10 protein-coding genes are annotated in these 14,896 nt (G+C 66.8%); 4 read left to right on the plus strand and 6 right to left on the minus strand.

Translation table 11 applies throughout. The annotated features are described in order from the left end of the window. Positions 1-50 precede the first annotated feature (50 nt). The 4 genes from CR919_RS11425 to CR919_RS11440 form a co-directional block, all read right to left on the minus strand. Entirely contained in the window at positions 51-2,159 is a 2,109-nt protein-coding gene (locus CR919_RS11425; protein ID WP_099820115.1) for a phospholipase C, phosphocholine-specific, read from the minus strand. Between the two features lie 10 nt (positions 2,160-2,169). After that, on the minus strand, positions 2,170-4,548 hold the full coding sequence (locus tag CR919_RS11430) for a TonB-dependent receptor (RefSeq protein ID WP_099820116.1): 2,379 nt from the start codon (positions 4,546-4,548) through the stop codon (positions 2,170-2,172). A gap of 117 nt (positions 4,549-4,665) precedes the next feature. Continuing rightward, a complete protein-coding gene (locus CR919_RS11435; RefSeq protein ID WP_099820117.1) occupies positions 4,666-5,592 on the minus strand; it encodes a c-type cytochrome in 927 nt (308 codons plus the stop codon). Next, the gene (locus tag CR919_RS11440; protein ID WP_099820212.1) at positions 5,589-6,935 is read right to left on the minus strand and encodes a cytochrome c; all 1,347 of its coding nucleotides are present in this window, start codon (positions 6,933-6,935) and stop codon (positions 5,589-5,591) included. The genes CR919_RS11435 and CR919_RS11440 overlap by 4 nt, the downstream gene beginning before the upstream one ends. Positions 6,936-7,118: 183 nt before the next feature. Between CR919_RS11440 and CR919_RS11445 the strand changes: the two genes are divergently transcribed. Further along, a complete protein-coding gene (locus CR919_RS11445; protein WP_099820118.1) occupies positions 7,119-8,270 on the plus strand; it encodes an alpha/beta fold hydrolase in 1,152 nt (383 codons plus the stop codon). A gap of 4 nt (positions 8,271-8,274) precedes the next feature. Here the strand turns inward: CR919_RS11445 and CR919_RS11450 are convergent, their stop codons facing one another. Continuing rightward, positions 8,275-9,414, minus strand: a complete 1,140-nt coding sequence (locus CR919_RS11450; RefSeq protein ID WP_099820119.1) for an MFS transporter — start codon at positions 9,412-9,414, stop codon at positions 8,275-8,277. Positions 9,415-9,601: 187 nt separating this feature from the next. Here CR919_RS11450 and CR919_RS11455 point away from each other — a divergent pair, with 187 nt between their 5' ends. Both CR919_RS11455 and CR919_RS11460 read left to right on the plus strand, forming a co-directional pair. Then, the gene (locus tag CR919_RS11455) at positions 9,602-10,297 is read left to right on the plus strand and encodes an alpha/beta hydrolase (protein WP_099820120.1); all 696 of its coding nucleotides are present in this window, start codon (positions 9,602-9,604) and stop codon (positions 10,295-10,297) included. 156 nt (positions 10,298-10,453) lie between these two features. Continuing rightward, the gene (locus tag CR919_RS11460; RefSeq protein ID WP_099820121.1) at positions 10,454-12,649 is read left to right on the plus strand and encodes a TonB-dependent siderophore receptor; all 2,196 of its coding nucleotides are present in this window, start codon (positions 10,454-10,456) and stop codon (positions 12,647-12,649) included. A gap of 54 nt (positions 12,650-12,703) precedes the next feature. On the opposite strand, the gene CR919_RS11465 is transcribed toward CR919_RS11460, so the two are convergent. Beyond that, positions 12,704-13,405, minus strand: a complete 702-nt coding sequence (locus CR919_RS11465) for a pirin family protein (protein WP_099820122.1) — start codon at positions 13,403-13,405, stop codon at positions 12,704-12,706. Between the two features lie 140 nt (positions 13,406-13,545). Between CR919_RS11465 and CR919_RS11470 the strand changes: the two genes are divergently transcribed. Further along, complete coding sequence (locus CR919_RS11470; RefSeq protein WP_099820123.1) at positions 13,546-14,466, plus strand: LysR family transcriptional regulator; 921 nt, start codon at positions 13,546-13,548, stop codon at positions 14,464-14,466. The last annotated feature ends 430 nt before the right edge of the window (positions 14,467-14,896 follow it).

Consider the following 14,896-nt stretch of genomic DNA (forward strand, 5'->3'; position numbering starts at 1 on the left):
CTGTCCTGCCCTGTAGAGCCGGGCAAGCGCCCGGCGCTACGGAAGTACTCTCAGCCGTGTTCGAAGCGCAACGGTGCGGTGCCCATGGCGGGGTCGCTGGTGCCGGCGCGGCCATCTTCGGCACGGCCGGCCAGGCGTTGCTCGACGCCCTCCGAGCGCACGATCAGGTCGTACCAGCCTGCGGTGGGTGTCGGGTCCCAGGCCAGGACGGTTTCCGCGCCGGCCACCAGCTGCAGTTCCCTAACGGGCATGTGGCCCGCGTAGGCACCGCCCTGCACCTTGACGCTGCGAGCTGAAGGCGATGGATTGCGCAGCACCAGCCGCAGCTGGCCGTCCGCGCGTTCCACCTGTGCATGCAGCGGCGCGAGCGTGCCCGCACCGCGATAGTGGCGATGGAATCCATTCGGCCCCAGCAGCCAGAGGTCGTAACGACCCTGTGCATCCAGCGGCCAACGATCCTGCAACGGGGCACCCGGTACCACGGTGTAACGGCGCGGGATGGCGTCCAGTCGCAGGCGGTCGTAGACATGCAGCACGGCCGTGGCGCCATCGCTGGCCAGCTGCAGGGTGATGCCCAGGCCATCCACCGACGTGGCCTGCACCTGCGGCCGATAGGGCAGTGCCCGCGCAGGACGCACGCCCGGCTCCTGGCGGGCCGGATGCAGGCCATCGGGCAGCGCAGGCACGGTACGGCCGGGCAGGGCGGCGGCGCGCGCTGCCACGGCGGTGACGTCCGGCAGCGCCTTGACGAAGGGGCGCGTGTCGCGCTGGGCGAAGTCGAAGGCGTTGCTGAGATCACCGCAGACCGCACGCCGCCACGGCGAGATGTCCGGCGCGGCCACGCCGAAGCGTCGCTCGATCAGACGCAGCACCGAAGTGTGGTCATACACCTGCGAGTCGACCCAGCCGCCACGGCTCCACGGCGAAATCACATACAACGGGACGCGCGGGCCGAGCCCATAGGGGCGCCCGCGCAGCCCGGCGGCATCGTATTTCTCGTCGCCTGGTGCCGGGTTGCGGTGGTACTCGCCCTCGGTGCTGACCGCCGACGCACCGGCCCAGCCATCGCCAAGCGGTGAGGGCGGTGCCGGTGGCGGCACATGGTCGAAGAAGCCATCGTTCTCATCGAACATCAACAGCAGGGCGGTGCGGCTCCACACCTCCGGGTCGGCGGTCAATGCATCCAGCAGGCGTGCAGTATAGGCGGCGCCCTGCGCGGGGCTGGACGGCCCCGGATGCTCGCTGCCGGCCGCATCGGCGATGATGAAACTGACCTGCGGCAGGCGGCCGTTGATCGCGTCCTCGCGCAGCTGCGCCAGACCACGGGTGCTGACGCCGCGTGCGCGCAGTTCCGGGTCATGCCCCGGGTCACCGCGGTGTGCCTGGCGGAAGGCCTCGAACCCGGCCAGCGGGTTGTCGGTGAAGTTGTCGGCCATGTCCTGGTAGATCTGCCAGGACACGCCGGCCTGCTGCAGTCGCTCGACATAGCTGGTCCAGCGGTACGAGTCCGGATGGCCGCCCTGCTCGGGGAAATTGTCGTGCGAGTTTGCGATCACCGGGCCGCCTGCACGGGCCTGGGCATCGTTGTGGCCGGTCCACAGGAACACGCGGTTCGGGTTGGTGCCGGCCTGCATCGCGCAGTGGTAGGCATCGCACAGGGTGAACGCATCGGCCAGGGCAAACTGGAACGGCATGTCGCTGCGCTGGAAGTAGCCCATCGAATGGTTCTGCTTGGCCTTGGGCCAGTGCGCCATGCGTCCGTGGTCCCACGCCTGCTGTGCATCCGGCCAGGTGTGCGGCGTGCCTTCCACCCGCATGTAGCCGAAGTGCGCAGCGGTATCCAACGGGAAGGGGGCGATCGCGCGTTGCCCGCTGGCATCGGGCTGCAGCCACAGGCTGCGCGGGTGGTCGCTGCCGGGCAGGGGCGGCGCTGGGACAACGAAGCGGTCGCCGAAACCACGTACGCCCGGCAGGGTGCCGAAGTAGTGGTCGAACGAACGGTTCTCCTGCATGAACACCACGATGTGCTGCAGGTCCTGCAGGCTGCGCGTGCGCGAAGCAGGGGCGATCGCTGCTGCCCGGGCGATGCTGGGCAGCAGCGGCCAAAGGCCGGCGGCGACGCCGGCCTGCAACAGTCGGCGTCGGCCGGTATCGGTCACAGGGTCACACTCACAAGTCCACGCGGAAGGAGATGCCGACGGTGCGCGGGGCGCCGATGAAGGCGTTGTCGCGGCCGTCCACCCCTGCAAGATAGCGCTTGTCGGTCAGGTTGCTCACCACCAGGTTGGCACCCATGCCCTTCAGGCGCGGCGACAGGCCCTGCAGGTCGAAACCGATGTTGGCGTTGAACACGGTAGCCGAAGGCAGTTTGTTGACATTGGCCGCATCCAGGTAGCGCTCGCCGAGGTAGCGACCGGACAGGCCGAAGTTCCAGTTCTCACCCTGCCAGTCGGCCGACACCACCAGGATCTGCTCGGGCTGGCCGATCACCTTGGCACCGTCGACGATGCCCAGCTGCGTGTCGCGCGCGTCGTTGCCGCTGCCCAGGTACTTGGAGCGGTTGTAGGTGTAGGCGGCATTGATGCGCCAGCCATTGTCCCAGCCGTAGCCGAAGGCCGCTTCCAGGCCGTTGCTCTCCACGCCGCCGAAGTTCTCGTAGACGCCATCGGTCTCGCCAAGGTAGTCGATGCCGCTGACCAGGCCGGCCGGCAGGTAGACGATGCGGTTGTCGAACTTGATGTTGTACAGGGTGACCGAAGCGGTCAGCGGCCAGCGGCTGATGCGCATGCCCAGTTCGATGTTGTCGGCGGTTTCCGGTTCGACGTTGCGGAAGCGCTGCGGATCGGTTTCACCCAGCACGCCGGAGGGGATCGCGGCGAAGTTCTGCGAGTAGCCGGCGAACAGCTCCATGCCTTCCACACCCGGGGTCCAGGTGAAGCCGGTGGACAGCAGCGGATCGGACTTCGAATCTGACTTCACATTCTCGGCGGCGCCGATCACACGGCGACGCGACTGGTCGACGAAGAACTGCTTTACACCGAGGCGCGCGCTGAACGGACCGAAGCGGGCCACGTCCTCGACGTAGTACATCTGCTCATCGACCTTGTACTTGTCTTCGAACTGCACCCAGTAGGGCTGGTGGTCGAAGGCGATGTCCTGGCCGACGTTGAGCAGGCGGTGCCAGTCGCGGCGCACGGAACGGTCGAGCTTCTCCACCCACAGGCCACCGCGGATCGTGTTGTCGATCGCGCCGAAGGTCTGCCGCCATTCGACGTCGGCGGTGACGCCCATGCGATCGTTGTCGTAGTGGGAATGGCGGTAGGACTGCGCGCCCTGCACATTGCCGGCGTAGCAGTCGGGGTCGTACTCGGCGCTGAAGCCGAGTCGCGGCGTGCAGTTGGCCAGACGCTGGGCGGAACTGCCATCGGGGTTCACGAAGTAGATCTGGCCACGGTTGCTGCCGCCGTAGACGGTCCTGCCGCCGAGGTACTCCGACTGCGGGCGACCGGCGCCATCGTCGCTGACATCGGCCAGGTACGGCGGCAGCCAGTCACCGCGGCCCTGCATGCGGTGCCCGTAGGCGGCCATGGAGGCCTTGAAACCGTTGCCGCCATCAAAGGCCGCGCGCAGGTAGCCGAAGGTGTTCTCGCGCAGTGCGCGTGACCCGGAGCGGTAGTTCTGGTCCAGATACGGAATGCCGGTCAGGGTGCCGACCAGGCCGTCGCGGTCCGGGTTGGTGGCGAACCCCTTCGGTGAAACGCTGGTGTACTCCGGCTCGTCGGCATCGTTGTAGGACAGGTAGCCGGTCAGGGTCCAGCGATCCAGCTCTGTGATGAATTTGCCGGCGATGTTGTCGTTGCTGGTGTGGCCGGTGCCATCGATCCAGTCATGCACGCGCGCCGAGGATGCGCTGATCCACGCGCGGGTATGTCCACCCAGCAGGCCTGTGTCGTAGCGCACGTAGTACTTGCGCGCTTCGTTGTCGCCGGCGCCCACCACCATGCGCAGGCGTTGTTCCTGCAGCGGATCGCTGGTGAGGAAGTTCAGGGTGCCGCCCAGCGCTTCGTTCGAGCGCGAGGAAATATCGGCCGTGCCCTGGCTCACTTCCACCGTTTCCAGGTCGAGCGTATCGATGTAGCGGTTGGCCAGCGATCCGCCGCCATACCCGGAGCCGCCATTGGGCAGGCCGTCGATGGTGGTGCCGATCTGCTGGGTATCGCGGTTGGTGACGAAGCCGCGCATGCTGATCTGGGTGCCCCAGACCGACGAGCCGGTGGCATCGGCTTCGCTGACGACCACGCCAGGCACTTCGTTGAGCGCGCCATTGACGCTGCTCAACACGGTCTGCCGGTTCAAGGTTTCCTGGCGCACCGAGGTCTTGGCATAGCTGGTGGCCTGGCCGATCACCTGCACCTGGTCCAGGGTCCGCGCGTCGGCGCTTCGCGTATCGGCGGCATCGCCCTGCGGTGCTTCAGCCAGGGCATCCAGTGCGGGAGCAATCAGCAGGGCAAGCAGCGAGATACGGGGAAAGCGCGCAATCGTTCGCATCGAAACCGGACCTTCAGGAGAGGAAAGTCCGGGAGTGTCGGCAGCGCCGATGACATGGCGGTGACGCGCAGATGCAGGGAGTGTGTTGTGTGACGCCGGCAACACCGGCGACGTCCCTCAGTAGCGCGCGTCCTTCGGTTTCGGGTCGCGTGGCCAGTCCTTGGCCTTGCCGGCAAAGTCCGGGCGCGGTTGGTTGATGAAGTAACTGGCGATATCCACTGCATCCTGGTCGGGCATCACCTGCTGGCCCAGAGGCGGTTCACGGCTCACCGCCGGCGGCATGTTGTGCTTGACGAAGCCTGCGGCCTTGTACAACCGCGCCATGCCGGCACCGATGTTGAAGCTGCGCTCGCCCCATAGCGGCGGGAACGCGATATCGCCACTGGCATCGCGCTGGCCCTCTCCGTTGTTGCCGTGGCAGACAGCGCACTGCGCGGCATACAGCGCCTGCCCACGTATCGGGTCCGGCGTCAGCGTGCTGTCGATCGGCCCTTCGCTGGGCGCGGCTACGCGTGCACCCTCCGGTACCGGGCGGCTCAGCCACGCCATGTATTCCAGCATCGCGCGCATCTCCGGTGCATCCTTGGCCAGCGGTTTGCCGTTCATCGAACGCTGCAGGCAGCCGTTGATGCGCTCGGCCAGACCGATTTCCCTGCCCGGGCGCGGCATGTAGCGCGGGTAGCTGCCGCCGCCGGTGTTGAAGTAATGATTGCCGAACGGTCGCTTGCCCTCGGCCATGTGGCAGGAATTGCAGTTCAGATCGTTGCCGACGTTGTCCGGAAGCAGGCGTGCGGTCTCGTTGAGCAGGCGACGGCCGAACATCACCGCGTCGGCGTTGCCGAGGCTGGCGATCTCTTCGGCACTGGGCACGTGGTATTGGCCCACCACCTGGCCGTGACCGTCGAGGATATCCAGAGTCCTCGCCACCTCCGCGTCCAGGTCCGGGTACAGATGCTGGTACAGCAGCGTGCCGGCGCCGGCCAGCAGCACCGCAACCACTGCGCTGGCGATCATCGCTCTGGAACGCTTCTTCGAACGCCTCATTGCGCCGTCTCCTGCGGGACCACATGCACCGGCTTGTCACGCACTACCCGGCGCATGCGCGCCACGTCCAGTTCACTGACCGCACTGGCCTGGTTGCCCCAGCTGTTGCGGATGAAGGTGAGGATGTCGGCGAGCTGTGCATTGGGCAGCTGCTCGAAGCCCGGCATGGTGAACGCCATCCGGTCATGCGGCGTGTGCGGCGTGCGTCCACCGATCAGGGTCACCTGCACCAGCGAACTGGGATCGTCGGCGAACACGATGGAGTTGCCGGCCAGGGCAGGGTAGACCCGTGGCATGCCACGGCCATCTGCACGATGGCAGGCCTGGCAGTGTTCGGCGTAGGCCAGCGAACCGGCCACCCGGTAGTCGCCGCCGCGCAGTGCGGCGGTGGTGTTGTCGCTGCCCGGCGTCCACTGCGCGCTGCGACCGTCGCGTGCTGGCAGCTGCTTCAGATACCGCGCCATCGCCAGCAGATCGGCGTCGGACAGGTACTGCGTGCTGTGCTCGACCACATCGGCCATACCACCGAAGGCCGCGGAACGATCGGTACGGCCGGTGCGCAGGAACTCGACGATCTCGGCTTCGCTCCAGCTGGCGAGGCCAGTTGATTCGTTGCGCAGGTTCTTCGCATACCAGCCTTCCAGCACCGATCCGGACAGGAACTGGCGGCTGCCGTCATCGGCCATCGCTTTTTCCTGGAAGGCCAGCCCGCGTGGGGTATGGCACGCGCCGCAATGGGCCAGGCCTTCGACCAGTTCGGCGCCGCGTTGCTGGCCGGCATCCAGGGTTGGATCAGGGATGAAACTGCGCGGGCGCGCGAACAGCAGCTGCCACCAGGCAAGCGGCCAGCGCATGTTGGCCGGCCATGGAATGGTGCTGTCGGCGTTGTCCTGCCGGACCGGCTGCACTGCGCCCATGAAGTAGGCATACAGCGCCTTGATCTCGGCATCGCTGGCGATCACGTACGAGGCGTAGGGCATTGCCGGATACAGCGGCTGGCCGTCATGGCGGATGCCACGCCGCACCGCGCGCTCGAAATCCGCATAGTCGTACGCGCCGATACCGGTATCCGGGTCCGGGGTGATGTTGGTCGAGTACAGCGTGCCCATCGGTGTCTGCATGCCAAGCCCACCGCCGAAGGGCTTGCCGCCGGGTGCGGTATGGCAGGCGGCGCAGTCGGCGGCACGCGATAGATACCGGCCCTGCTCGATCAGGGTCGGGTCGTGGATATCGACCTCGGCCTGTTGCCGCGGGGCGAACCAGTACGGCGTGCTGCGGGCGATGCCGTAGGCGGCGGCCAATGTGGCGGCCAGGGCAATGGCGAGCTTGAACGAGGTGCGCATGCCGGCACTGTGGCCATTGATGCGATGGCGTTCATTGATCCGGATCAATGCTTCGGCCGGTCGCGACATTGTGACAAGCTGAATCGATCCTGCGCTGTCATCAACCCGTCATCCGGCTGCGATAGATGGCGTCGGGCGTGACCGCTAACCTGCCACGCTGTCGCACTTTTCCCCTGACTGCCCATGAAGCGCCTGCTGCTGCTTTTGCTGGCGTGCGCCGGCCTGTGGCTGGCTGCATGCTCTTCTTCGATGACCGCCTCGTCCACCTCGCTCAGCGACCGCCTGATCGCGCCCGGTGGCGTTTCGACCCTGCTTGATCAGCCGCGGATCGCCGCGGCCGTGGCTGCGTTGCCGAACCGGCATGGCTTCGCCGCGGGCCGTGATGGCGTGCCGATCTTCTGGCGTGCTTTCGATCCGGGCGACTATGGCGCGCGCTACCACTACCTGCCGCAGCAGCACCAGAACGGCCTGCCGCTGGATACCGGGCTGAGCCTGGCGGTACCGCAGCCGTTCCGCGCGCAGGCGCCGCGTGGCACCGTGGTGCTGCTGCACGGCTGGATGATGAACGGCGATTCGATGCTGCCGTGGTCGCTGCAGCTGGCCGAGTCGGGCTACCGCGTGGTCACCCTGGACCTGCGCAACCATGGCCAGTCCGGCACCGGTCCCTCCGGCTACGGCACCTACGAATCGGATGATGTGGTGGACGTCATCGCCGAGCTGCGCGCGCGCGGCGAAGTGACTGGCCCGCTGTACCTGTTCGGTGTTTCCTATGGCGCGGCCACCGCACTGTTCACCGCCGACAAACTGGGCGACCAGGTGGCCGGCGTGGTGGCGATGGAATCGTTCGCCAATGCCGGCGTAGCGATCCGCACCATGATTCCGCATCTGATGGCGCTGCAGCCGGAAGGGTTGAAGGCACAGGCCATCGCCTCGTATGCACGCTGGCGCTACGGCGGCCAGGACATCAACCAGGTGGTGGCCGCCGCCAGCCGCCGCATCGACGTGGACCTGGACCAGGTGGACGTGGCACGCGCGCTGGCCGATACCCGTGCCTGCGTGCTGCTGCTGCACGGACAGGGCGACCAGCACATTCCGGTCAGCCAGGGGCGTGCGCTGGCACAGGCCAACCCGCGTGCGCACTACATCGAGATGCGCGGCGAAGATCACATCACCCTGCCGCTGCGGCTGGACCTGCTGGCCGGGGTGGTCGATGACTGGATGGCGCGCGACGAACACCACCCGAAGTCCGCGTGCCCAGCGCCGCAGTTGCCGGCCCAGGCCGAGTGGCTGGTGCACGGCGTCGATGCACCGGCAAAGACCCCAGCGCGCAGCTGAGCCTTCAGGGCAGGCGGCGGGCCAGTGAACGCGCCGACGCCGCCACGCCCAGCAGCATCGCCGCCACGCACAGGAAGGCAAAGCCCAGGCTGGTGGCGTGGGCGAGCGCGCCGATCGCTGCGGGGCCCGCAAGGATGCCGGCATAGCCCAGCGTGGTGACTGCGGTGATCGCAATGCTCTCCGGCATCGCGCGCTGCTGGCCGGCCATCGAGAACAGGGCGGGCACGATGTTGGCGCAGCCCAGGCCCACCAGCACGTAGCCGACCAGTGCCATCGCGAAGGAGGGCACCAGCGTGGCCAGCGCGAAGCCGGCTGCTGCGGTGATGCCGCCAATGACGATGGTGCGGGTGCGGCCAAGGCGCTCGACGATGCCATCGCCGAACAGGCGCATCGCGGTCATCGCCAGCGTGAACACCGCAAAGCCGGCACCGGCCTGGTCGCGCGGCACCTGCCGCACTTCGGCCAGGAATACCGCGCTCCAGTCGAGCATCGAGCCCTCGGCCAGGAACACCACGAAGGCAAGCACGCTGATGAACAGCACGACGCCGTGCGGCACGGCCAGCATCGGGCCATCATGCAGGATGCGCTGCGGGCGCCAGTGCGGGGCCGACAGCACGGCCACCAGCAGCATGGCCGCCACGGCGACCAGTGACGCCAGCCACAGCGGCGTACCGAGAACCAGCAGGCCGGTCATGCAGCCGGCGCCGACGAAGCCACCAATGCTGTAGAACGCGTGGAAGCCGGACATCATCGGGCGGCCCGCATCGCGCTCGACGGCCACCGCCTGCATGTTCATCGTGCAGTCCATCGCGCCCACACCCGCACCGAACACGAACAGCGTCGCCCCCAGTGCCAGCGGCGTAGGAGCGAGCGTCAGCAGTGGCAGGGCGAGCAGAATCAACGCCGTGGTGGCGATCATCAAGCGGCGCGAGCCCAGCCGCGCGGTCAACGCACCTGCCAGCGGCATCGCCAGCAATGAGCCCAGCCCCAGGCACAGCAGCAGCCCGCCGAGGCTGGCATCGGACAACCCGGCCTTGGCCTTGGCGAACGGCACCATCGGTGCCCAGGCAGCAGTGGCAAAGCCGGGAATGAAGAACGCAGCGCGGGTCGCGTGCTGCTGGGCGCGGGGAGAAGAAGGCGTCATGCGCGAGGAAGGCTCCAGAGGATCGCCCTCATGAAAACGTTTTCAGGCGCGCCGGGCAAGTGCAATGCGTGACATCGGGCGACGCATACGATTGCAGTGGTCCGGATGCGTCACCGTTGATTAACGCCATCGGTGGAGAGTAGCCCGACGGTCGGCATTCCGCCCGGCCGCTGCCGGAGATCAGCGCATGAGCACCACACCGACCATCCTCCTCGTCCATGGCTTCTGGGGCGGGGCCGCACACTGGGCCAAGGTGATCCTGGAACTGCACCGCAAGGGCCACGACCAGGTGAAGGCGGTCGAGCTGCCGCTGACCTCGCTGGTCAACGACGCCGAGCGGACGCGCCGGATGATCCGCCAGATCGATGGCCCGGTGGTGCTGGTCGGGCACTCCTACGGGGGCGCGGTGATCACCGAAGCCGGCAACGAGCCCAACGTGCAGGGCCTGGTCTATATCGCTGCATTTGCGCCGGACAGCGGTGAAAGCCCGGGCGGCATTACCCAGCAGCACCTGCCCGAAGCGGCACCGAACCTTGCCCCGGACAGCGATGGCTATCTGTGGCTGCGCGCGGACAAGTTCCATGAGAGCTTCTGCCAGGACCTCAGCGCCGACGAAGGCTGGGTGATGGCGGTGACCCAGAAGGCGCCGCTGGCCAGCACCTTCGGCGATGCGATCAGCGATCCGGCGTGGAAGCACAAGCCGAGCTGGTACCAGCTTTCCAGCCAGGACCGGATGATCTCGCCACAGAACCAGAAGGCCATGGCAGAACGCCTGCAGCCCAAGCGCCTGCTGCAGCTGGAAGCGAGCCATGCCTCGATGGCCTCGCATCCGGCCGAAGTGGCAGCACTGATCCTGGAGGCGGTGGCGGCCGTCGACGGCTGACGTTTGCCACGGGGCAGCGCCTGCTCGGGCCCGGGCGCCACCCACGACAGCGGAAGCGCAGGAGAGTAAACTCCTGCGCCTGCGGCCCTTGGCCGCCATTCCCCCATTCCCTCGAGCCGCCGCCAGAGGATCCCACCCCTTCGTGGAGGTCCCGTCGTGTCGTCCGTGCCTGTTCGTTTTTCCGTGCTCTCCCTGCGTCGTCGCCCGTTGGCGAGGGCTCTTGCCCATGGTCTTCTGCTGACCTCAGTGGCCGCTGCCGGCGCCGCCTCGGCGCAATCCGCACCGGCTGAAGAAGAGGGCAAAACGCCCTCGCAGACGCTGCAGACCGTGCAGGTCACCGCCAACCAGCTGGGCACCATCACCGAAGGCAGCGGCGCCTACACGCCGGGCACCATCGCCACCGCTACCCGCCTGGTACTGACGCCGCGGCAGACCCCGCAGACCATCAGCGTGATCACCCGTGCGCAGATGGATGACTTCGGCCTGGACGGCATCGATGACGTGATGCGGGTGACCCCGGGCATCAGCATCGTCACCTACGACAGTGAGCGCACCGAGTACTACGCGCGTGGTTTTGCCGTGCAGAACTTCCAGTACGACGGTATTCCGATGTCGCGCGACTCGGCCTATTCGGCCGGCAATACGCTCAGCGATACCGCGATCTACGACCGCATCGAAGTGCTCAAGGGCGCCACCGGCCTGCTGACCGGCATGGGCGATCCCGGCGCGACCATCAACCTGGTGCGCAAGAAGCCGGGCAAGGAGTTTGCTGGCAGCGCGACGCTCGGCGTCGGCCGCTGGGATGACTACCGTGCCGAAGTCGATGTCGGCGGCCCGCTGACTGCCGATGGCCGCGTGCGTGGGCGTGCGGTAGGTGCCTGGCAGGACAAGCATTCCAATCTGGATTTCTACCAGCGCACCAGCAAGGTCGGCTATGCCGTGCTGGAAGCCGATCTGGGCGAACGCACGCTGCTGACCGTGGGCGGCGACGTGCTGGAGAGCGATCCCAAGGGCTCGACGTGGGGCGGCATTCCGTTGCTGGACAGCCAGGGCAATTTCAATGACATGCCGCGCTCGTTCAACAACGGTACCCACTGGAGTGGCTGGCGCCAGTACGTGCGCACCGGTTTTGCCACGCTGGAGCACACCTTCGACAACGACTGGGTGGCCAAGCTGCAGCTCAACCACCAGGTCAACGGCTACGATGCGGCGCTGGCTGGTGCTGCCGGTGGCAACCCCGATCCGGTCACCGGCGAAGGCGTTTCGTTGTGGCTGGGCAAGTATGTCGGCAAGACCGTCAGCAACGCTGCCGACTTCTACCTGAGCGGCAACTTCGGCCTGTTCGGTCGTCAGCATGAACTGGTGGTCGGCGGCAGTGCGTCGCGCAAGCGCTGGACCAACACCGGTTATTCGCCGCAGCCCGGCTACCCGACCGCCGTTGCCGATTACAACAGCTGGAAGGGTGATATCCCGGAACCGGAATGGCAGCGCGGCTACGGCAACAATGAAGTGACCCGCGAGAACGGCCTGTACGTGGTCGGTCGCTTCGATGTGGCCGACCCGTTGAAGGTGATCGTCGGCAGCCGCCTGGCCAGCTACCGTTCGCCGCAGACGCGCGAGAGCGGCGTGTTCGTGCCGTATGCCGGCGTGGTCTACGACCTTGGCGAGCACTATTCGGTGTATGCCAGCTACAGCACCATCTTCAAGCCGCAGGGTGAGCGCGACGAACAGGGCAAAGCACTGGATCCGCTGGAAGGCCGCAGCTATGAAATGGGTCTGAAGGCGGAGTTCTTCGACGGCCGCTTCAATGCCAGCGCGGCGCTGTTCCAGCTTGACCAGGACAACTTCGCCCAGCCTACCGGTGGCAAGACGCCGACCGGCGATATCGCCTATCGCGGATTGATGGGGGTGCGCACCAAGGGCTACGAACTGGAGTTGTCCGGACAACTGGCCGAGGGCTGGCAGGTGCAGGGCGGCTTTGCGCACAAGATCGCCCGCCAGGCAGGGACCAAGGTGTCCACGCTGGAGCCGGAAAACCAGTTCAGCCTGCATACCAGCTACCGCCTGCGCGGCGACTGGCAGGGGCTGACCGTCGGTGGCGGCGCGCGCTGGCAGGATTCCACGTTCGGCATCATCACCAACCCGGCCAATGGTGCGTCGGTGGTCCATCGCACCCAGCCGTACTGGCTGCTGGATGCCATGGCGCGCTACCAGTTCAACGATCGCCTGTCGGCCACCGTCAACGTCAACAACCTGCTGGACAAGCGCTATTACACGATCTTCAGCTGGTACAGCACCTACACCTGGGGCGAGCCGCGCAACGTGCGGCTGGCGGTGACGTACAAGTTCTGATCGCGTTGCGACATGACACGCCCGCGATGCCGGACGGCATCGCGGGCGTGTGGGTTACAGCGGCAGGTCGAACACCAGCACTTCGGCGTCGTTGCCGTTTTCCAGGGTCAGCTGTGCCTCGTCGCTGACCTGCAGGGCGTCACCCGCTTCCAGGGTGATGCCGTTGACCTGCAGCTGGCCCCGCGCCACCTGCACATACGCGCCGCGTCCGGCAGCCAGGGCGTGATGCAGCTTCTGCTCGCCATCGAGGATGGTGGCGAAGATGCGCGCATCCTGGTGGATGTGCAGCGAGCCATCGGCGCCATCCGGCGAGGCGATCAGGCGCAGCTGCCCGCGCTTGCTCTCCGGCGTGAAGTGGGTCTCCTCATACGACGGCGTGATGTTCTCGGTCTGCGGGAAGATCCAGATCTGCAGGAAATGCACCGGATCGGTGGCCGAATGGTTGAACTCGCTGTGGCTGACGCCGCTGCCGGCGCTCATGCGCTGCACGTCGCCGTAGCGCAGCACCGAACCGGTGCCCATCGAGTCCTTGTGCTCCAGCGCGCCACCCAGCACGTAGGAGACGATCTCCATGTTGCTGTGGCTGTGGGTGCCGAAGCCCTGGCCGCCGGTCACCTTGTCTTCGTTGATGACCCGCAGCGGGCCGAAGCTCACATAGCGGGGGTCGTAGTAGCTGGCGAACGAGAAGGTATGGCGCGAGGACAGCCAGCCATGCTCGGCCAGGCCACGAGTAGCGCTCTTGCGGATCTGCAGCATGATGGAATCTCCTTGTTCGATGGTTTCGATGGGGCGGGATGGGCTGGCAGCCGCTGTGTTTTCCCGTTGAGGAGAAGTATCCGCTTGCACCTTGGGTTTGAAAAACGGATAGTTTTGACAGCCATCATCGAAAATTTCGAATGCTCAAGCTCAGCCTCGATGCCCTGCAGATCCTGGACGCGATCGGCCGCCGAGGCTCCTTCGCCGGCGCCGGCAAGGCCCTGCACAAGGTGCCCTCGACCATTTCCTACACCGTGGCCAAGCTGGAAGAGGACCTTGGGGTGCAGCTGTTCGACCGGATCGGCCCGCGGGCGGAGCCGACCGAGGCCGGGCGCGCGTTGCTGGAGGAGGGCAGGCACCTGCTGCGTGCGGCCCGGGAGCTGGAGCTTCGGGTACGGCGCGTAGCCTCGGGCTGGGAGGCGGAATTGACCCTGGCGGTGGATTCGGTGTTTCCGACCTGGCTGCTGGGGCCGGATATTGCTGCATTCCGTGAGGTGGCGGCGCCGACCCGATTGCGCCTGTTTGGCGAGGCGTTGTCCGGCACCTGGGAAGCACTGCTGGACCGGCGCGCCGACCTGTTGGTCGGTGCACCGGGCGAGGGTCCCAGTGGCGGGGGCTACGTGGTCGAGCCGCTGGGCAGCGTGGGTTTCGTGTTTGCGGTGGCGCCGGAGCATCCGCTGGCGACCGTGCGGGGTGTGCTGGGCCGCGAGCAGTTGGCGCCGTACTGCGCGATCGCGGTATCCGATTCGGCACGACGCCTGCTGCCACGCACCGTGGGTCTGTTGATGGGCCAGGAGACGTTGACCGTGCCGGACATGGCCAGCAAGTTGAAGCTGCAGTGCCAGGGGCTGGGATTCGGCTTCCTGCCCGAACCGTGCGCGCGCGCGGCGGTGGCACGCGGCCAGCTGGTGATCCGCGAGGTCGAGGAGCACAAGCCGGAAGAGACCTTCTGGCTGGCGTGGCGCACCGGCGAAGATGGCGCGGCCCTGCGCTGGTGGCGCGAGCGCCTGCGACGGCCGGAGCTGCTGGCGCAATGGTGGCAGGCGATGGCAGAGGGGTAGGGTGCGGCAGGGCTGCGCCCTGCACCTGCCGAATCGACGGCAACGGCAACAGCCAAAGCAACAGCGGGCATTCCGTGGGATGGCGGGGTGGGTCCGGTTGCGGGGGGCGCTGCAAGTACGTCCATGTAAGCTCGGTCGCCGCATCCATGCGGCTCACGCCCCCGCAACCGGACCCACCCCGCCTTCGACAGATCTCCGCGATCTGTTGGATGGCATGGCCTGCTCTTGGCCTGCTCTTGGTGGGTGTCGACCTTGGTCGACACGTAGATCCACGCCATGCGTGGATGCTTTTCGTTCAATTGTCGAAATATTTGATCTCGATGAGATTCATCCACGCATGGCGTGGATCTACCAGATCGCGGAAATCTGTCAGAGGTGGGGCGGCATGGGTAGGCAGGACCGTTGGCGCCATGGATGGCGCCATCGAGCC

Origin of the sequence: Stenotrophomonas sp. LMG 10879 (genome assembly GCF_002750935.1) — a bacterium.
GTDB lineage: Bacteria > Pseudomonadota > Gammaproteobacteria > Xanthomonadales > Xanthomonadaceae > Stenotrophomonas > Stenotrophomonas lactitubi_B.

Bases quoted from the DNA above. Each gene is read 5' to 3' on its own strand.
- CR919_RS11465 (WP_099820122.1), bottom strand. From the start codon at position 13,405: ATGCTGCAGATCCGCAAGAGCGCTACTCGTGGCCTGGCCGAGCATGGC.
- CR919_RS11450 (WP_099820119.1), bottom strand. From the start codon at position 9,414: ATGACGCCTTCTTCTCCCCGCGCCCAGCAGCACGCGACCCGCGCTGCG.
- CR919_RS11455 (WP_099820120.1), top strand. From the start codon at position 9,602: ATGAGCACCACACCGACCATCCTCCTCGTCCATGGCTTCTGGGGCGGG.
- CR919_RS11430 (WP_099820116.1), bottom strand. From the start codon at position 4,548: ATGCGAACGATTGCGCGCTTTCCCCGTATCTCGCTGCTTGCCCTGCTG.
- CR919_RS11440 (WP_099820212.1), bottom strand. From the start codon at position 6,935: ATGCGCACCTCGTTCAAGCTCGCCATTGCCCTGGCCGCCACATTGGCC.
- CR919_RS11445 (WP_099820118.1), top strand. From the start codon at position 7,119: ATGAAGCGCCTGCTGCTGCTTTTGCTGGCGTGCGCCGGCCTGTGGCTG.
- CR919_RS11435 (WP_099820117.1), bottom strand. From the start codon at position 5,592: ATGAGGCGTTCGAAGAAGCGTTCCAGAGCGATGATCGCCAGCGCAGTG.
- CR919_RS11470 (WP_099820123.1), top strand. From the start codon at position 13,546: ATGCTCAAGCTCAGCCTCGATGCCCTGCAGATCCTGGACGCGATCGGC.